The sequence below is a fragment of the Prosthecobacter sp. GW821-HT29F12 genome (assembly GCF_058803405.1).
Window position 1 is genome coordinate 7,553,856 of sequence record NZ_CM179517.1, and the last position, 19,014, is coordinate 7,572,869.

Genomic DNA, 19,014 nt, shown 5'->3' on the forward strand with positions numbered 1-19,014 from the left:
CAGAGTGCACATCAGGTTACAGAGGCGAACCGTGCTTCTCCAGCAGCTTCAGCTCTGACTCCGCCCAGCCGGAGAGGTTTCAGCGTTGTGCAGCATCGCTTGAAACGCGGAGCTGGCAGGCTACATCGCAGGAATGTGCCGTCTCTCCATTCTCCCGCTTGCTCTCTTCATGCTGCTTGGTGCCGCCCGCGTGGATGCGGAAACTCCCGAGCGCATGGTCTTGATGGTGAGCGTGGATGGCCTGGCGAACTTCTACCTCGACGATCCCGTGGCGGAGATCCCGACGCTGCGCCGGCTGGTCGCCGAGGGGGCGCGTGCGCAGGGCATGATCGCCTCGATGCCCACGGTCACCTGGCCCAACCACACCACGCTGGTCACGGGCGTCCATCCCGGAAAGCATGGGGTGCTTGGCAACAGCGTGCTTGATCGCGTGAAGAATGAGATCGTGCCGCTGGTGGTCGATCCCATTTTCAACAAGGACGAGCTTGTGAAGGTGCCGACGATCTACGACCTCGCGAAACAGGCGGGACTCAAGACGGCAGCGCTGATCTGGCCTGCGACTCGAGGTGCGCGTACGCTGGACTGGACCATTCCGGATGTGGGCTCGCTGGCGCTGGTGAAGCAGTTCGCCACACCCTCGCTGCTGGAGGAGTTCACCGCGAAAGGCATCCCCTGGGGCATGCAGGAGGAGTGGTGGAACACCGGACGCATCGCGGAGAGGGACCGCATGTTTGCGCAGATGGGGAAGCATCTGCTGGGCCTTCATCGCCCGCATCTGCTGCTCATGCATTTTGTGGAGCTCGATCACGCACAGCACCGGTTTGGTCCCCGCTCACCGCAGGCCTATGCCGCATTGAAAAATCAGGACGCGTGCGTGGCCGAGCTCTGGCAGGAGCTGCAGCGCACTCAAGGCGGGCGCGCGACGCTGGTGGTGGTGTCTGATCATGGCTTCGTGTCCTACCGCCGGCGAGTTCTGCCGAATGTGCTGCTGCGGCAGGAGGGATTGCTCACCGCGCTCGGGACGCGCATCGCGGGCGGCAGTGTCCGCGCCGTGGCGCAGGGCGGAGCCTGCTTTGTCTATGTGCTGCGGGATGAAGGTCGTGCGGCGCAGGTGGCGAAGCTCGCAGAGCAGTTCCGCCAACTGGAAGGCGTGGGAGCCGTGACCTCTCAGGCTGACTTCGCCGCCCAGGGGCTGCCTGATCCAGCGAAGAATCCGCAGATGGCCGACCTCGTCCTGTCGGCGGCGAGCGGTTTCAATTTCGTGGACTCGCCGGCAGGCGACGTGGTGGTGACGCCTCCGGATGGTGTGACCAAGGGCTCACACGGATCTGACGCCGCAGAGCCGGACATGCACGCGGCGTTTGTCGCCTGGGGCGCGGGCATCCAGGCGGGCGCCCGGTGCGGCACGGTCAGCAACACCTCCGTGGCACCGACGCTTGCCGCCTTGCTCGGCTTGAAGGTGAAAAACATGGATGGTCCCGTCTTGCAGCCGCTCTTGGAGGGCAAGTAGGCAGCTTCTCCGCCGCCCAAAGATCAAAGGCAATCACCGTCGTCCACGGGCATCCGCCCTGCCGGGAACGTCAAGGCGGCAGTGGCCGCCACTCACCTTGGGTCCAGTCGAGATATTCGGTGCTGCGGAACTGCTTTTTGTAATCGTACACACTGGGCTCGCGGGTGGCGTAGCCGGAGTAGAGATGGCGGAGGCCGGCGGTGCGGCAGTGATGGATCTCCAGCAGGAGGGTGAGGATGCCGAGGCTGCGCCGGGAGTGCTCGGGCTCAAAGAGGCCGTAGACGCTGGAGGCGGCGTGCTGGCCGACATCGAGGTAGCTGGCGGCGATGAGGCGCGGGCCATCAAACACGCGGATCATGCGGCATTCACAGGGGCCACGGGTGGGATCGGGGCCGAGGAAGGTTTCCAGGGTTTCGGGGATGTTGTGGGTGAAGCGCTGCTTGTGGCGCTGGAAGAGGGCGCGCAGGTCGGCGTCGATGGTGGCGGGGGCGATCTCGGTGCGCAGGTCGGCGTTCTTGTTCAGCACGCGGCGCTGGCTTTTGGAGAAGGTGCAAGAGGCGGTATCAATGCGCAGCGGGGTGATGGTCTGCAGGCTGCCGTCCTGGGCCTGCTGGGTGCTGTAGCGGAAGAAATGCCTGCCGAAATGCCGCCAGCCCATCGCCCAAGCATGATCCATGATTTCCGCAGGCACGGAATCACAAATGAATGCTTCGTCGAACACGGGCGTCATAGGGTGGGTCTTATTAATCCAGTCCCGCAGATTGACAATCCCGCGCCCGCCCGCACACTCCGAATCCGGCAGCCCTACACGCCCATGAACCTCCTGCAACGCATCGAACGCGTCTTTTTCTGGCTCTCTGCAGCCTCCTCCGACAACCTCGATGCCTGTCCGGCGTGGGAGCGGCGCAAGTACGTGGCCTTTGGCGCCACGGTGCTGGTGCCCTCCACGTTTGCCATCATCGCCTGCGCGTATGCGCTGAGCACGCTGACGGACAACTGGTACATCATCGCGCCGGTGTCGCTGGTGTGGTCGTTCATCATCCTCACGGTGGACCGTGCGCTGCTGGCCACGTATCGTGCGTATCAGGGCTTCTTCCGCAAGATCTCGCAATTCTCGCTGCGCCTGGTGGTGGCGGCGCTGATGGGCGTGACGATTTCACATCCACTGACGCTGCTGCTGTTCAAGGACACGATTTCATCGGTCATCGAGAAACACCGGCAGAGCGAGATCGAAGCGGCGCGTGAAGTTTCCAAGCAGCAGAAGGTCGCCGTGGAGGCGCGACTGGTGCCGCTGGAGGAAGAGATCGCCAAACAGCGCGAGAACTGGAACGCGACCTTTCAGGCGAAGTTTCTGGATGACAGCGGCAAGCCGATCGAGAAGCCGCTGACGGAAGATGAGAAGGCGGCCAAGGCGGAGCGCGAGGCGAAGATCGCCGAGGCGGTGGCTCCGGGCAAAGAACGCCTGACGAAGCTGGACACGGAGATGGCCACGCTGAGCAAGGATTACCAAAAGATTGCGGAGGAGTTGAACCACTGGCAGACGGAATTTGAGCGCGAGGTCAATGGCCAGCGCAGCGGCATCATCGGCCTGGGGCCGCGTGCCAAGAGTATTCAGGAAGACCAGCTCACCTGGCGGCGTGCGGAGTCCGCGCGTCTGAGCGGCGTGCTGGACACGATGACGAAGACCCGCGTGGCAGTGGTGGCTGAAATCAAAGCGGCCGAGGATGGTGTGAACACCGCGCTGGATGCCCAGGCGGCTGAGAAAGCCGCGCTGGACAAGGCGGAGCGGGATCGCGTGGCAATGCTGAAGCAGAAGGTGCAGACGGAGCAGGCAGACCAGTTTGTGGGCCAGCAGAACGCCATCCGCGAGACGCTCAAAACGCAGATCGACGCGCTGCTGCTGCAGCAGAAGAATCTGCACACGGAGATCACCCAGCTCATCAAGGACGAGGACACCCGCATCTCCGGCATCCGCGCGGAGCCGCGGCGTGACATCCTCACGCAGACGCTGGCGCTGCATGAGCTGTTTGAGCAGGGGGCGCAGGGCGGCACGTTTGCACTCGTCGCCTACCTGGTGCTGACGCTGCTCTTCATGCTGGTGGACACGATTCCGCTGATCATGAAATTCTTCTCCAAGCCCGGCCCGTATGACACGCTGCTGGACCGCGAGGAGATGGGTTTTGAAGGCGAGCGCAAGGCCTTCATGGAAGGCTTCAGCCTGCAGATGAAGGAGCTGGCGGGGAGCAAAATGCTGAACCTCACGCGCAACAAGACGCTGGAGCGTTCTTTGGTCACCAGCGTGGACGGTGCGCGTTCCGCGAAGGAGTTCCTGGTGTACCTCATGGACCTGGAGCGCGACTTTGAAGAACGGAGCCGCATTGCGCGGGAACTGGCCGCCAAGAGCGGGGTCAGCCACACCGCCGATGCGATCGAGGAGATGTCCCGCAATTTCTACGCCGACCTGCGCGAGCGCATGGAGAGATTCTTCCAAGATGATGCCAAGCGCGGGACGCCGGCGACGGGGCGGGCGTAAAGTACGACAGGCTTTCCTGCCTGTCGATCAGCGGCGGTGCAGGCTGTCTCGCTCACGCTTCACTCCAAACCGGCCTTCAATAGTCATGATCGCCGGTTTGCCAGCTGCAAACTTTGTGCTTTTGCGCAGCGATGGAACCGGCTCAGAAGGGCTTCCACCGGCGCGGTTATGATACGGCCTGCGTGAGCGCTGGTCGACCGACAGGAGTGTCCATCGTACTGGCCTGATGCTCAGCTAAAGAATCGTCCCGCTTTGATGAGGTGATGTCTTTATTTTGTCGTCTGGCTTCTTCGGCAGCTTATTTGCGCGACCGCTTGGGCAGGTCTTTGTCACGGATCAGGAGCTCGGAGTTTTTGACTGTCCCCAATTCGTGTCCTTGACCGGCTTTTACTTCGTTAAAGGCCTCTTCTGCAGTCTTGGCGGCAACTTCAATGAGGGTCTGCTTTGTCTCAACGCGTTCGACGGTGATGTGAGATGACATGGCTTTTAAGTGGATTCCCCGTGAAATCGCGTGCACCCCCAAAGTCGCGTGCATATTTCAGAGGGAAATTTTGGCGCAATGATGTGCTTTGAAGCGTAGATTTCGACCATGCATTCAATGATCATAAAAACCCGGTTGCTGCCTTCCGGGGACGACTTCAGAGCGATCGTGGAGGCCTCCGCTACTCACGGGTGCATTTAGACGCATCTGATGATGCCAGCAGATGCGAAGAGTCATGCCAAATGATCACGCCCCACCCAAACCAACCTTCAGATGTCGGAGTGTTGGGGCAGTGCCTGAAAGAAAACAGCGCCCGGATCATGGCCGAATGCGCCATGGCTTTTGACTCAAGGGGGCAGGGGCATCAATCCATCTTGGATTCGATTCAAACGAATCTGCCGCTGCTGCTGGACGAATTGATTTTGGTGCTTCCTCATGTGATGACCGGGGAGCCGCAAATGCCGCCAAGCCCTGCGGCAGGGATGGAGTGCCACACGGGGCATCGGCTTGATGTGGTCATCAAGGCGCTGGGCGGCATCAGCGAGGTGGTGGTGCTGGAGATTTTACGGTTGAAGGGATGCGTTGCAGACGCGTCTCTGGCCGAGGCCTGTCGAGAGGCGCGGCTTTTTTTTGATGTCAAGGTCGCGAACTACTGCCTGCACTTCGTGGCGGCGCAAGAGGCGGAGATTGCCTTGCACGCCAGCCAGCTCAAAGACGCGAACAAGAGACTGATGGCGGCATCAGAAATCTCCAGGGCGGCCGCTCATTCACGGGTGCAGCTTTTGCAGGGGGTGACCCATGAACTGCGCAACTCCCTGCAGTCCGTCTTGCTCAATGCAACATCTCTGGTGGAGGGGCCCAGAGACCCTGGAGTGAATGAGGTCATGGACAGGCTGGCAATGAACGGCACTCACTTGCAGAGGCTTCTCGACCGGCTGCAAAGCTATGCACCCCTGCTGGCGGGCGAATCTCCGGCCCAGAGTGATCGCGTGGATTTGGATTCCTTTCTGGAAGCGCTGGAACAGAGGCATCGCGCCTTGGCGAGGACAACGCAAACTCGGCTGACGTGCCAGAGGACCAGCGGGCCGGCGACGATCACAACCGATCTGAAGAAGCTCAATGCCATTGCCGACAATCTGGTGACCAATGCCATTTGTGCAGCCCAGACGGGAGTGGTCCAAGTCGAAGTTTCAGGAGATGGGGCGGAGGGTGTTCTGCTGAAGGTCTCGGACAACGGGAATGGAATCAGCGTGGTGGAGGCACGACAGATGTTTTGTGTGATGCATCACGCATCTGCTTCCCATTTTCCCGGGCTGAGGCTGGGACTGCTGGCCACACGGTACCTGACGCATCTTCTGGGCGGCGAAATCACGTTTGAATCTGAGGTGGGGAAGGGAGCATCCTTTGGGGTGAGACTTCCCAATCTTTGCGTCCGTCATTGATGAGGGCAGGTCGGTAGAAGCCGGAATGGCACGGGCGAAGCCGATCCAGCGTACTTGGGCAGCAAGAGTCGGCCAACAAGGCCCGTATGTTGCTATGTGAAAACCATGCCCCCCATGATGCCTTTCAGCCGTCGCGAGATGCTGCGCAATTCCTGCGCGGGATTTGGCTATCTGGCGCTGCAGGGCGTGCTGGGGCTGGAATCTGCCAAGGCGGCGGTGATTGATCCGCTGGCACCGAAGCAGCCGCATTTTCCGGCCAAGGCCAAGCGGGTGATTTTCCTGCTGATGAAGGGCGGCCCCTCGCAGGTGGACACGTTTGATCCGAAGCCGATGCTGGACCGCGATCACGGCAAGCCACCGCCTTTTGCGCTGCCGCGCGTGAAATTCGCCGAGACGGGCAATCTTCTGAAGTCGCCGTGGAAATTCCGCCAGTACGGCCAGAGCGGCCTGCCGGTGAGCGATCTCTTTCCGCATGTGGCCAAGCATGTGGATGACCTGTGCATCATCCGCTCCATGCACGGCACGAACCCGGCGCACGGCGGGGCGTTGCTGAAGCTGCACACGGGCAGTGACACGTTTGTGCGCCCGAGTCTTGGTTCATGGGTGAGCTACGGTCTGGGGACGGAGAATTCAGACCTGCCGGCCTTTGTCACCATCTGCCCGACGCTGGCGCATGGCGGAGTGAGCAACTGGAGCTCCGCCTTCCTGCCGGCCTACTGCCAGGGTACGCCACTGGGCAATGCCAGCGTGCCGGCGGAGCAGGCGGTGGTGAAGCACATCCACAACAAGATGCTCACGCCTGAGCAGCAGCGCGCGCAGCTGGATCTGGTGTCGCAGATGAATCACTCGTATCTGGAGGTGGCCGGGGCGAATGCGGCGCTGGAGGCGCGCATCAATTCCTTTGAACTGGCCTACCGCATGCAATCCACGCTGCCGGAGCTGCAGGACATCTCCGGTGAGACGGAGGCCACGCGCAAGATGTATGGCCTCGACGATCCGGTGACGGCGAATTTTGGCCGCCAGTGCCTCATGGCGCGGCGCTTTGCCGAAAGCGGCGTGCGGTTTGTGCAGGTGACGCATAGCGACAGCTTTGTGCAGTGGGATCAGCACAGCGACCTTCTCAAAGGCCACACGAAGAACGCGGCCGAAGTCGACAAGCCCATCGCGGGACTGCTGGCAGATCTCAAATCACGCGGCCTGCTGGAAGACACGCTGGTGGTCTGGGGTGGCGAGTTTGGCCGCACCCCGGTGGCGCAAGGCAGTGATGGCCGGGACCACAATCCGCACGGCTTCACCGTGTGGCTGGCTGGTGGCGGCTGCAAACCCGGCACGGCCTACGGCGCGACGGACGACTACGGCTACTACGCCGCTGTGGACAAAGTGCACATTCACGACCTGCATGCCACGATCCTGCACCTGCTGGGTCTGGACCATTTGAAACTGACCTACCGCTACGCCGGGCGTGACTTCCGGCTCACGGACATTGCGGGCGAGGTGGTGAAGGGCGTGATGGCGTAGAGAAAGCTGCCTTGTTGCTTGGCAACAAGGCATCCCAGTTGCGCCGCAACTGGGCAACTTCACTGAATGAAGAAGAACTGGCGGGTGTTCAGGACGGTCCAGAGGACGTCGCCGCGGTCGGTGGTGTCGGCGTTGTCGGCGATGGGCTTGAGCAGTTCCTTTTCCTCGGGGGTGGCCCTGCGGCTGAGGAGGCTGAGATAGACGGTGTCGATGACGGCTTCGGAACCTTCTTTTCTGGCCTTGTCCATCGCACGGGCGATGACGGTGTAGCGGTTCATGAGCTGGCTGAAGATCTTGCCGTTCAGCAGCATGAGCGCCTGGCTCACGCTGGCATCGTCGTTGGAGTTTTCGACGAGCTCGCGATCGCTCTGGCCGAACTCGCGCAGGAAGTGGCCGTTGGGCGCCGGGCTGCGGAGATCGGCAGCGCGCAGCATGTAGGTGTCGCGGAAGTTTTCCCAGGCGACGAGGGCGGCTTTTTCATTTTTGTCATCGACCTCAAAGCGTCCGGCGTCGGCGGCGAGGCGGGCCTTGGCCTGCGCATTGAGCTTGGCACGGCGCTGCTTGGCCAGAATGTCAAGGGCCTCATCCATGCTGAGGTCTTCGCCGTCTTTTTTGAGCTTGATGACTGCGGCCACTTCCTTGGCAAAGTCTTCATCCTTGGAGAATTCATCCAGCTTGCCTTCGCGGGCGAGCTCGGCAAAGCGCTTGAACCCGACGTCATAGACCACGGCGTCCACGGCTTCATCGATGCGCTTGCGCTGGCTCTGGATGGCCTTGCGGGCGGCGCGGATGGCGGCTTCGTCCTTGGCCTTGGAGGCGGCATCCATGGTTTCCTGGGCGGCGCGGACTTCGGCGGCCAGTTCCTTCTGCTTTTGAGCGACTGCGATGGTGCAGGCCTGGAGCTGCTGTGGAGTGAGGCTGTTCAGCGCGCGATCCAGCCACTCGATACGGCGCAGTGCGATCTCGGCATCCACCTTGGTGGTGATGCTGGGATTGTCGGCACCCGGCTTGTAGAGGGCGACCATGCTGTCCCAGATCTGCTCGGCGCTCATGCGGCGGAGGAGGGGGCCGGGGAAATTGTACACTTCACCGAGTTCGACGTCCTTGGTGTAGGCTTCGCGCTGGTAGGCCTGCGAGTTCAGGATGGCGCGCAGGACGGCTTTCATGTCGTAGTTGGCGGCCTTCATCGTCTCTTCGAGGAAGGTCATGAGCTGCGGATTGCTCGGCACGGTGCTGTCCGTGATCTCGTCAACGGGTTCGATGATGCCCTGGCCCATGAGCTTTTTCCACAGGCGGTTGGCGATGACGGTGGTGAAGCGCGGGTTGTCCTTGCTCGTCATCCATGAGGCGTAGGATGCGACGGGCTTCACTCCCTCCTTCACGATCTTGCCGTCCTTGCTGAAGGCGGCGGGGATGACGGGCCCGATCTTCTGCTTGGGTTTGGCGTCGGGGTACTGATAATCGTGCGGCAGCAGCAGGGGCTTTTTGTCCGTCTGATCCAGCACGGTGTTGTAGCGCAGCGGGCGGAGGATTTCGGTCATGGCTCGGCCGACGTCCTTGCGCTCGATGCCTTGGGGGAGTTCAAATTTAGTAACGGCACTGCCGTAACGGTTGGCCTTGTTCTTGGCCGCGCCGCCGCCGTATATGGCCTGGGCGAGCAGAGGGTTGGTGACACCGTTGCTGGCGGTCATGCCGTAGGTGTGGGCCGCCATCTGGTAGTAGTCCATCTGCGTCCATTTATCGAACGGATGGTTGTGGCACTGAGCGCAGACCATGCTGGTACCCAGAAAGATCTGGGTGGTCACCGCCATGTTATCCAGCGGCATGTTGTAATCGCGGATGTAGAAGCCGATGGCTCCGTCTTCGTAGCTCTTGCCGCTGGCAGTGACGACTTCGCGCACCATTTCATCGTAGGGCTTGTTGGCGCGCAGGCTGTCCTTCAGCCATTTGGAGTAGCCGTAAAAGGCGGGCAGGCTCTGGCCACCGCCGACCATCTGGCTCTTCATGCGCAGGATGTCGGCCCAGTAGTTGTAGAAGTTTTGCACGTAGCCGTCACCGGCGAGGAGCTTGTCGATCAACTTCTCCCTTTTGTCGGTGTCGTTGCTTTTGAGAAACTCGCTGGTCTCCTGTAGCGTGGGGATGCGGCCTGCGACATCGAGATAAACGCGGCGGACGAAGATTTCATCGCTGGCGGGTTTGTTGGGCTGGATTTTCTCCTTCGCGAGCTTGGCGTTGACGAGTTCGTCAATCTTGGCGGCAGTGGCCTTCAGATCGGGAGCGGCATGGGCCACCAAGGCCGACGTGGCGAGCGATGCAATAACGGCACAGAGAGGATTCAGCTTCATGAACATACAGAGGGGGGATGGCGCGATAACGCCCTGCTGGCAGGGGTCTTTCACATTCTGCGACATTCGAGCGTGCATTTGTCGGAGATTGGAGGATTTTAGCTTTGACAATCCATGGTCCTTTCCGACAGAATCACGCATTAATCTATGAAATTGCTCCTGCCCCTTGTTCTACTCTCCACACTCGCTTCCTGCACTGCTACGAGGAACCTCGTGAACAACCCGCGTCCTTCTTCAGTGCTGCCTTGCCGTGATGCGGGCTACGTGAACAGAGGCCTCGGCTATGCAAGTCAGGGCGTCGGTCAGGCGGAAACCAGCACGATGGACATCGTCGATGACGGCAGCAATTTCGTCGGCAAGGTGAGTGATCGCCAGGCCCGTGACTATACCAACATCGGCGTGGATGCCGTGTATCGCACTGACGACATCGCTTTCCGTGAGACCAACCGCTACGCCGACTACGGTATGGACACCGTGGATGATGGCGCCAGCTTTGCTTCCCGCGCGATCCGCCGTTGGCCCGGGGTGGCGACAGGCATCATGCAGCGTGGCATGGTTTCGACCAAGCGCGTGTATCAGAGCGCGCTCTACACCTACGGTGAAACCGTCAGCCGTGGTCTCTTTGGTGCTGTGGACATCATCACTCCGCCAGAGCCCAAGTCCTACATGGTGGGCAGCCTGAACGATCTCAATGGTGGCTATCTCCTCCCTGGTTCCGGCCATCATTGCCGCCTGCCACAGCTCCCCGTGGAGCCTGAGCAGGAGCAGACCTACGGCAAGAATCCGAAGAATCCGGTCACCGCTTCCAAGTAATTGCATCTGATTTCCCCACGGGAGCGACTGCAAAGTCGCTCCCGTTTTTTGTTTTTCAGCCTTATGCCGCTGCAAACGTTGTTTTTTGATGCGGCCGGTACGCTGATCCGGCCTGCTGAGCCGGTAGGACTGACGTATGCGCAGCATGCCCTGCGGCATGGCATCAAGGCAGAGCCGGAGGCCATCATGCAGGCCTTCCGCATGGCCTGGAAGGAGACTGCACCACCGCTGCATGCGGTCGGCCAGCTGCCCGCAGATGATGACCGTGGCTGGTGGCGGGCCCTTGTGGGAGATGTGTTTGGCCGCGTGCTGGGTGATCCTGTGGCGGAACACGTGCTGGATGGCCTGTTTGATGAGCTTTACCTCCACTACGCGCTGCCGCAGGCCTGGAGCGTGTTTGAGGACGTGGTGCCGACGCTGGAGGACCTCTCGCGTGATCACCGGCTGTTGGTGCTGTCGAATTTCGACCGCCGGCTGCGCAGCATCCTGGCCGGGCATGGTCTGCTGCGCTTTTTTGAGCAGGTCATCATTTCCAGCGAGGTCGGGGCCGCCAAGCCGCATCCGCGCATGTTTGAGGCCGCGCTGGCCACTGCAGGCTGTCTTCCACAGGAGGCACTGCATATCGGCGATGACAAAAAGTGTGATCTGGTCGGGGCGGAGAACAGCGGAATTCATGCTTTTCACGTGAATCGACCTGAAAGCGGACTCTGCGTGCTGGTGAAGAAAGTCCGCGCCGGGGCATATTCAGGCTTGCACTGAGCTGTCTTATGAATACATACCCGCCCCCGATTCGGGAATGCGCAGGTAGCTCAGCGGTAGAGCAGTTGGCTTTTAACCAATTGGTCGAGGGTTCGATCCCCTCCCTGCGTACCACTTTGATAATGAGTGGTTGATGAAGAAAAGCGGCCCAAATGGTGCCCAAAGGGAACATAGTGGGAACATTATCCGCCTATATTCTGAATCGTTCGGCGACGTTTCACGGTGAAAGTGGGCGACACAGGAATGGGAAATCTCAAAGGGAAAAGCCGAGTTTCAGCCGGATGTGACGCAGGCGCAAATTTTCTGCCTCCTCGATGGTCTCCGGACGACTTGGACGACCTTTCGGCATTTGTGGAGCAAACACCACAGGATCCGTCTGCACTGGTGCGCTGAAGAAGGCTGCGGAGTCGTTGCCGGATGTGATCAGGTGAGGAGGTTGCCAAATATCGGTGATTCTTCATTGTTTGCGTATGCCCGACCACAACGTTATTAAGCCCCAGGACATCCTCAGAGAGGAATGGGACTTTAATCCGTCAGAGAACAAGGATTCTGACTTTAGGGCGTGCTCAGACGATGAGTTGTATGACTGCTTTGAATACGAATATTCACGGGCCTGGATCTTCAATGGGGGAACGCTCAAGGATGTCATTCAGAAATCATCATCACTGAAGAAGTTCTACAAGTTGTGCGCCAAACACTTCCCCTCTACTCCATGGCTGAAAATACCTGCCGAGAGACGCACGGCAATTTTGAATCAGCACAGAAAGGATTCACCATCATTTCCACCGTTGTTTCGATGTGGTCTTGCGGCTCTGGAAACAACAACGGATGGCCTGGTGGACGCAATCGGCTTTGGCGAACAGGGACTCGTGCACGTGACAGCCATGCCGTTCGTATTTTCTTGGCACTATTCGAACGGGGAAATTGTTGCGGCTTTCAAACAATGGCTCGATGAAAACGAGCCAAAGGCCTCCGATGATTGCAAGGTCAAGAAGCCGGGTAAAGACGAACGTGCGACAGTCCGGAAAGCTCTGAAGGCACTTGGCGCCATGAGATTGCTGAAGAACCGAGAATACAAGTCGGCAGTGAAGCTCTCGAAAATCGGGAGAGGAAACGCACAGGGATTGTTCGCAGAGAAAGCGTCAGTTTGGACAGCTGCAAAGAAACAGGCGGATCGAATAATCAAAGCCTGGGCGACCCCAATTCAGAAGCAATTCACCTGCAATCATGATCTTGAAGCGCGCCTATTGTCCCAACTTTCAAAGGAAAACGCCAAGGATTGCGGCAAAAAGCCTCTGGCGGAATGGATTGCAGAACGAGTCCCTTTACGGGTCGCACGGAGGTTTTTAACGATGTCGCAGGATAAGGCGGAAGAGCGCATGAGCTGGGTATGCCGATTCCCGGTTGATGAGAGCGCGCAGCATGTCGCGAAGGCGCGAAGGTGCGATAATTGGGAGGAGATGCTAATGGCCAAGAGGAGGCATTAGGGATCAAAATCTCTATCGTTGCGACAGAGACGGACGACTCGTACGACCTTGGCTCGCAAGCAGGTTCAAATACGCACAGGTGCATTTGTATTCCAAAGGAATAGCCGTGCGTCGCGGAAGAGGGGTGGAGGAGGCACCATCCCATCGTTATGAAAAAACCACCTCAGACGAAACCATCACCAAAGGCACCTCTCACCAAGAAAAATGCCCCTCACACCAACCCCACTAGCAATAACGCCCCGGACAACCAGGATGACGATAAAGCAAAACACCGGGAGAAAATCGCAGAAGAACACGGCTCCATCCTGATCAATGAAGGTGAGAAGCCGAAGCTCAATCCGGTAGCGTTTGCCGCCTTGTTCGCCGAAACTCGTAAGGTCGCATTTCGGACCAGAGACAAGCAGTTCTTCCAATTTCACGACAAAGAAGGCATTTGGGCCCCTGTCAGTTCCAACTCCCTGATCAAGCAGATGGCTGCGACGCTCAAGGAACTGGCTGATGAGTTCAAAGCACCAGAATTGCTGGTTAAACGCAAAACGGGGCAGTTGAAGGATCTCCTGCATCTCGTGGGTGCATGTCGTGGATTCAGTGAACCTCCTCCGCCCGTCGGAGCATTTTTACCTATCGCAAATGGCGTCCTCAATCTCTCGGCAGATGCTCCTGTCTTGCTGCCAAACAGTCCTGATTATTGGTTCACTGAAAAGATCCCCTTCGTCTATAATCAGGAGGCGCAATGTGAACGTTTTCTCAATGAGCTGATTCGTCCTGCCCTGCCTGATCCAGACGATGTCCTGCTTCTTCAGCGAGATCTTGGACGCCAGCTGTTTGCCGGTAACGAGGCACAGACCATCGCCATTCTTGAAGGGGAGGGGGGATCGGGCAAAAGCGTCTTGATCTCAATCATCGAAGCAATCATCAGCCTCAGCAAAGTTGGTTACCTCCGCAGCAATCAGCTAACCGGTCGCTTTGAAACACACGGCTTCATTGGGAAATCTACGCTTGTCGGAAAGGACGTTCTTCCCGATTACCTCAACAACCAAGGTGCGGCAGTGATCAAGTCCCTGACAGGTGCGGACCGTGTTCAGACGGAGCAGAAATACGGCGGCAAGCATGATATGCGGGGATCCTTCTACGTGACCTCTTCTACTGTGATCGTGCCCAAGCCGTTCCGGATTGCTGCCTTTGCGAACACTCTCAGCGCATCGCTCTCTTCAAGCCAGACATCGACACGCTTTTCCTGTGCCTCCGTCAGCTTCAAGGTTGAGAAGAGCAACCACGTGAAGCGTCTGGGTCGTGAAGTGCGCGGCTATACCGATGTTCTGTTCATCAAAAAATAATCGATCCTTATGAAAATCATCTCCGCATCGAAACCGATTGAGCCGGTGCCACATCTGGAAGACGCTGAATGGCGATTCACAACCTGCCCAGAGGACCAGCGTCATTGGTGCGACATCTACGAGTATGCACGCCATAATAAAGACGTCGTTGAAATGGTTGCCAGGTATCGTGCTGCCGGCGTGTGGGATGACCCTGGGCTTTTCCCAGACAGGTGTTCTAACCTCCTTGGCAAAATGTTCTTTGACGCATTTCCCGAGTTCCCAGAACGTCCATTTCTTTCGCTCCCACGTGCCTCCAGAGCGGCACGTTGTTCGTCGCTAAACAAACTGCGGAATGAACTCGCCCTTCGAATTCATACACCTGGAGGAGGCTATACGAATAGCCAGGCGACGTGGTCGCTAGAGATCCATCCAAGCTCATCGCGCGCAAGCATACTTCAAATGCTTGACCGTTCCCACGCTGAGCACAGAGGCGGACAGCATCCCATTGACCGGTTGAAGTTCCTATCGGTGTATCGACTCATTAAAATCGTGGGCAAGGCAAAGGACGTCCCGAATTTCATCGCGACGCAAAGGGCTGCGCTGGCTGTCAAAGATGAAACGGCTGTGGCGAGGGACAAACGTAAGGCCGTGGAGCTGATTAAAGGAGTGCTGAAACGCCTTCTTTGAGGGGCAGTAACTTGTCATTCAAAAAGTCGGGTGCGTGACATGGTTTTCAACTCAGGGGCGCGCACTTTGGCGTCGTGAATCCAACAAATCAATCTCCGTCAAACGCAGCTTATTCGGTGCGACCTGAATGGCTGCAATTGCCAAAGTCAGGATACCGATGCCCTATCAGCTCGCTCTCACGCTCCGCGATAAATGCGCTCATTTTGCCAACGAAAGCAAATGGCTTTAAGCCACCTGTTGTCAGCAAATCTTTGAAGACCAACAAACACGCGAGCAGAGGAATACGGCTGTACTCGGTCTCCAGCCTTCTCGCACATATCGAGGCGCAACCAACCGGCATTGATGGGGCTGAGGCCGCGTCAACTCACCAGTAGCTCACAAACCTTTCGGGCTGCGGAACAACTCCCGGCTCAAAACAACCCACGGGCACATGCCGCGTGGACCAAACACCAAAAGAAAACTGCAACTATGTCAAACCATAAGGACGTGCTCCAAAAAGCAAAGCTCGCGGCTTGCCTCAATCTCGCTGAAAAGCGCATCGCTCTTCTTGAGACCAAAGACGAAAACGACGAGCTCGGTATTGCCGATGACTACGAGGTGTCACTCAAGGCCATCCTCAAGCATTATGACAAGCCGTTGACACTCGGCCATATCAGCGAAGTCCTCCCGGACAGTGCGCTCCTCTTGAAGGTGCGTAAGAAACTCAGGACGAGCACCGATCAACGTGCGCAGGAGATTGAGGAATACAAGGACGGAGAGGATCAGACGCGGATCATGATCAAACTCCTGCCCACAGCAGAAACCGGAGCCAAGCAGACTGATGCATCTGTCGCTGCCACGGCAGAGACCTCCGCTGCATAAGCGATAAAACGGGCCGCTCATGGATGCAATCAAGCTGAAGTGAGCGGCTCATTTTCTAATTATTTCAATATTATGGAAAACGAACAGCATCCAGATCCGGAAATCGCCCGAAAGCATGCGATTCATCGTAATTGTGTTGTGGCGGTTAAAGCGGGGATATTGCGCGAAGAATATATCGCTGACGCACTCCGAATAATGAACGCAATTTACGATCCTCCTGTAACCGCTGAAGAACTTGGCAAACTATGGGATGGATATACGGGATCTGCCAAGCAAAAACGGATCGACGAGGATCTGGAATATAACCTCCTCATGGAAATTCAGGCGACGGAAGAGGCAAGAGAATGGAGCGAATTTTTTGATAGGTTTCTCCCTTTGATGGAAATATCACCCGTTGAGACACTGCTCGTTGATGCTGTGCAATACCTTCGGCTAGTTGTGCCGCATGGTAATCGAGTTGTCTTAAACACGCAGAGTGTCGGGCGAAAGAGGGTTTGGCAGAATGACGTAACGACAGACATAGAGGTCAACCATGATCGCTACTGGCCGCTATGCGTGAACCATGAGCTGAACGCCGATAACGCGACCTTGAAGCGTGTTGCTGACGCCGTGATTGCCTGGAATGTCGCCACCACCGTCATTTCAGCGAATCACTTAAATGCCCTTACCGCCGGAATTACTGGTCGCCTTTTTCCCGTGCGTGATGTCGTCGCATTGGGAGTGCATACCCTGAGTGTCACGTTTAACATTGCGGCGGAAAACAAAGCCGAATGGCTGTTCCAATGCCAGCGACTGAGAACGAGCCTTGGGCAAGCGGGCATTTTTCACTCAAGTTTTCGCTACGACGCATGGGCATACCTTCCACACGAATATTATGGGCAGAGACTTGTATATTTAGACCCGTAATGAATCGTTAACCGCTTGCTTGCTGATTGTAGCTTCCATAAATTAACGCTTGACAAATGCAAATTGTATGCAATAATGAAGTTATCCAAAATGAATAAGACGGGATTCGGAAAATATTTATCAGACTTGCGTGTGGAGGCTAGACTCACCAATCAAGAACTTGCCTCGCTCGCAAAAGTCCCCCGCTCGCTTATCGGAGGACTTCAAGCAGGTAGTAGGAGTGTTGGCGAATACCAAGCTCGTAAAATCGGTCTTGCGCTAAAACTCACTGGAACTGCACTCGATTCATTTATTCTTTCAGCAATTAATAACTGCACAGAGAAGGTATTGGTAGAGGCAAAAGATTACCCTTCTTCCTTTATCAATATGATAGCCAGACAGCTCCGATTGGCTGGCATCCTTCCACAAAGCCTACGAACTTTTCAAATCAACGGTGACAGCAGCGAACACGTCTTGAAGATGTATCTCCAGGATGGTCGCACTGCACAATTATCATCATCTCTTATCCTTAACTAATACCCCCTCTTTTTTTACCCCACATTGTCTATCCATCATGAACACGAATAAACCTACAAGAACAGCAGAAGTCATCGCCCATGTGACAACTACCAAATGGGCAACGTTAGTATTATGCAAATCAAACCAAAGAATACAGTCAAAGAAGACAAGCAAGGAACAGTAAACGCTTTTTGTGAAAGCCCTGAAAACGAATCCAGGGTTTCCACAAGCAGCGATCAAACATACGCAATTGATGCCAAGGAGCTGAAGAGCAAAGTCTCATTCAGAAAGCTCCTTGCAAACGATGGTGCAATATTGGGCTCATTAAAGCCGGGTGTGTGGCGGTGCAATTGCCCGTTCTGTGAAGATAAATACGGCAAATTATATATATGGTCCAATGACGCAGGAGCCAAGTGTGTGGATTGCGGTTGGAAGGGTGACATATATGACTACATCAAGAAGAAGCATGAAGTCGGATTTTACGACGCTGTGGTGACATTGAATTTGCAGGCCAATAACATCCTACGTGATGAGGAGGGTGAATGTCATGATAATTAAGCCAGGCAAGAATGTGCGGGAGCCGGTAGAAATATCGGCTAATCCCACCTCTCCCAATAATATGTGCGCTCCTAAGGCATCATCAGTGGAGATTCAAAAAGCAGTCCCAAGTGCAAAGGAATGGCTAAAAAGATCGACACTGCCACCGATAATAAATGCTTTGGACATGATGGACGAGAAGATACCGATGCCTCCAGAGCTCATCAAGGGCGTCTTATCTCAAGGATCGACAATGGTGTATGGTGGAGGTTCAAAAACCAACAAGACATTTGCCCTGCTCGACCTGGCAATTAGTGTAGCAGCAGGAGTGCCATGGTGGAACATGGAAACAACGCAAGGCAAGGTCCTCTACTTGGACTTTGAACTAAAAAAATATCACTTCCAGCAACGACAGAATATTATCAGCAGCCAAAAGAATGTTTCACGTAAAGCATTGAAAAATTTGGACGTTTGGAACCTGAGAGGATATGCCCAATCCATCGAAGAATTAGCTCCACACATCTTAGAACGGGTTCGTGATGGTGACTATAAGATGATCATTATAGACCCCATTTATAAGGTTCTAGGTGATCGCGACGAAAATTCCGCTGGTGACATCAATTCTTTAATGAACGAACTGGAGGCCATCGCTGTTGAGTCAGGGGCGGCAATCGTAGTAGGTCATCACTTTTCAAAAGGTGGACAGGCTGGTAAGGATTCCATGGACAGAATTTCTGGTTCGGGTGTCTTTGCTCGTTCACCTGATGGTATTGTCATCATCACGAAACACCAGGAAGAGGATGTCTATTCTGTCGAAATGACGCTCCGTGATTTTAAGCGTGTGGATCCGTTTTGTGTGGAATGGGATTTTCCTCTCATGATACGCAATGATAAACTGGATCCAAGAAAGCTCAGAATTCCAGGTAAAAGGGTTGAGGAATTCACGACGGACCAGTTGTTGGAAGTTCTCGGTGACCATGAATTAACTACCAGTGAATGGAAAGAGGCGTGTGGCGTGTTTAACGGAATGAAGGATAGAACGTTCGCAGTTAAAAGGAGACTTTTAGAAGATAGCGAAAAGATAATCAAGGGACAGAATGGAAAGTGGAAAGTCGCACCTGAACCCAAGTCGATACCTGTTAAGGACATCACACCACCACATACCGGTCAAAACAAGGAAGTGCAGCAGCAGCAAAAACCCACTGCTGCACTCTTCAAACCGAAGCTTACAACACCAGCAAAGGTAGTGCAGCAGCAGCAAAACACCTCTGCTGCATTCATCGAGGTGTAAGGATGTAGTGCAGCAGCAACGGTTTTC

General features: G+C 56.4%; 17 protein-coding genes and 1 tRNA gene. 15 read left to right on the forward strand and 3 right to left on the reverse strand.

From position 1 onward, the window contains the following. The first annotated feature begins 133 nt into the window (after positions 1 to 133). Positions 134 to 1,510, forward strand: a complete 1,377-nt coding sequence (locus AC3RLQ_RS31005; RefSeq protein ID WP_493032933.1) for an alkaline phosphatase family protein — start codon at positions 134 to 136, stop codon at positions 1,508 to 1,510. 70 nt (positions 1,511 to 1,580) lie between these two features. On the opposite strand, the gene AC3RLQ_RS31010 is transcribed toward AC3RLQ_RS31005, so the two are convergent. Further along, positions 1,581 to 2,240: a GNAT family N-acetyltransferase gene (locus AC3RLQ_RS31010; protein WP_493032935.1), complete on the reverse strand. Its 660-nt coding sequence runs from the start codon at positions 2,238 to 2,240 to the stop codon at positions 1,581 to 1,583. Positions 2,241 to 2,324: 84 nt separating this feature from the next. Here AC3RLQ_RS31010 and AC3RLQ_RS31015 point away from each other — a divergent pair, with 84 nt between their 5' ends. Further along, positions 2,325 to 4,043 carry a DUF4407 domain-containing protein gene (locus AC3RLQ_RS31015; protein WP_493032937.1) on the forward strand — a complete coding sequence of 573 codons (1,719 nt, stop codon included), beginning with the start codon at positions 2,325 to 2,327 and terminating at the stop codon, positions 4,041 to 4,043. A gap of 298 nt (positions 4,044 to 4,341) precedes the next feature. On the opposite strand, the gene AC3RLQ_RS31020 is transcribed toward AC3RLQ_RS31015, so the two are convergent. Next, positions 4,342 to 4,524 (reverse strand): hypothetical protein, encoded by a 183-nt coding sequence (locus AC3RLQ_RS31020; RefSeq protein ID WP_487682164.1) that lies wholly within the window; start codon positions 4,522 to 4,524, stop codon positions 4,342 to 4,344. Between the two features lie 335 nt (positions 4,525 to 4,859). On the opposite strand from AC3RLQ_RS31020, the gene AC3RLQ_RS31025 reads away from it, so the two are divergent. Together AC3RLQ_RS31025 and AC3RLQ_RS31030 are read left to right on the forward strand one after the other, a co-directional pair. Next, entirely contained in the window at positions 4,860 to 5,966 is a 1,107-nt protein-coding gene (locus AC3RLQ_RS31025) for a sensor histidine kinase (RefSeq protein ID WP_493032939.1), read from the forward strand. A gap of 117 nt (positions 5,967 to 6,083) precedes the next feature. Continuing rightward, positions 6,084 to 7,484, forward strand: coding sequence for a DUF1501 domain-containing protein (locus tag AC3RLQ_RS31030; RefSeq protein ID WP_493038791.1), 1,401 nt, complete (start codon positions 6,084 to 6,086; stop codon positions 7,482 to 7,484). 59 nt (positions 7,485 to 7,543) lie between these two features. Here the strand turns inward: AC3RLQ_RS31030 and AC3RLQ_RS31035 are convergent, their stop codons facing one another. Then, entirely contained in the window at positions 7,544 to 9,829 is a 2,286-nt protein-coding gene (locus AC3RLQ_RS31035) for a DUF1549 domain-containing protein (protein ID WP_493032941.1), read from the reverse strand. Between the two features lie 264 nt (positions 9,830 to 10,093). Between AC3RLQ_RS31035 and AC3RLQ_RS31040 the strand changes: the two genes are divergently transcribed. The 11 genes from AC3RLQ_RS31040 (at position 10,094) to AC3RLQ_RS31090 (ending at position 18,987) form a co-directional block, all read left to right on the forward strand. Then, the gene (locus AC3RLQ_RS31040; protein WP_493032943.1) at positions 10,094 to 10,642 is read left to right on the forward strand and encodes a hypothetical protein; all 549 of its coding nucleotides are present in this window, start codon (positions 10,094 to 10,096) and stop codon (positions 10,640 to 10,642) included. A 63-nt stretch (positions 10,643 to 10,705) separates the two neighbouring features. Then, the gene (locus AC3RLQ_RS31045) at positions 10,706 to 11,401 is read left to right on the forward strand and encodes an HAD-IA family hydrolase (protein WP_493032945.1); all 696 of its coding nucleotides are present in this window, start codon (positions 10,706 to 10,708) and stop codon (positions 11,399 to 11,401) included. Between the two features lie 39 nt (positions 11,402 to 11,440). Then, positions 11,441 to 11,515: transfer RNA gene (locus tag AC3RLQ_RS31050), tRNA-Lys, on the forward strand. Positions 11,516 to 11,871: 356 nt separating this feature from the next. Next, on the forward strand, positions 11,872 to 12,888 hold the full coding sequence (locus AC3RLQ_RS31055; RefSeq protein ID WP_493032947.1) for a hypothetical protein: 1,017 nt from the start codon (positions 11,872 to 11,874) through the stop codon (positions 12,886 to 12,888). 149 nt (positions 12,889 to 13,037) lie between these two features. Next, positions 13,038 to 14,225, forward strand: a complete 1,188-nt coding sequence (locus AC3RLQ_RS31060; protein WP_493032949.1) for a DUF5906 domain-containing protein — start codon at positions 13,038 to 13,040, stop codon at positions 14,223 to 14,225. A gap of 9 nt (positions 14,226 to 14,234) precedes the next feature. Further along, positions 14,235 to 14,894 (forward strand): hypothetical protein, encoded by a 660-nt coding sequence (locus tag AC3RLQ_RS31065; RefSeq protein ID WP_493032951.1) that lies wholly within the window; start codon positions 14,235 to 14,237, stop codon positions 14,892 to 14,894. Positions 14,895 to 15,380: 486 nt separating this feature from the next. Then, positions 15,381 to 15,755, forward strand: coding sequence for a hypothetical protein (locus AC3RLQ_RS31070; RefSeq protein WP_493032953.1), 375 nt, complete (start codon positions 15,381 to 15,383; stop codon positions 15,753 to 15,755). Positions 15,756 to 15,827: 72 nt separating this feature from the next. Continuing rightward, a complete protein-coding gene (locus tag AC3RLQ_RS31075; protein ID WP_493032955.1) occupies positions 15,828 to 16,661 on the forward strand; it encodes a hypothetical protein in 834 nt (277 codons plus the stop codon). 75 nt (positions 16,662 to 16,736) lie between these two features. Continuing rightward, complete coding sequence (locus AC3RLQ_RS31080) at positions 16,737 to 17,177, forward strand: helix-turn-helix domain-containing protein (protein ID WP_493032957.1); 441 nt, start codon at positions 16,737 to 16,739, stop codon at positions 17,175 to 17,177. A gap of 114 nt (positions 17,178 to 17,291) precedes the next feature. Continuing rightward, the gene (locus AC3RLQ_RS31085; protein WP_493032959.1) at positions 17,292 to 17,717 is read left to right on the forward strand and encodes a CHC2 zinc finger domain-containing protein; all 426 of its coding nucleotides are present in this window, start codon (positions 17,292 to 17,294) and stop codon (positions 17,715 to 17,717) included. Then, positions 17,707 to 18,987, forward strand: a complete 1,281-nt coding sequence (locus AC3RLQ_RS31090) for an AAA family ATPase (RefSeq protein ID WP_493032961.1) — start codon at positions 17,707 to 17,709, stop codon at positions 18,985 to 18,987. The genes AC3RLQ_RS31085 and AC3RLQ_RS31090 overlap by 11 nt, the downstream gene beginning before the upstream one ends. Positions 18,988 to 19,014: the final 27 nt, after the last annotated feature.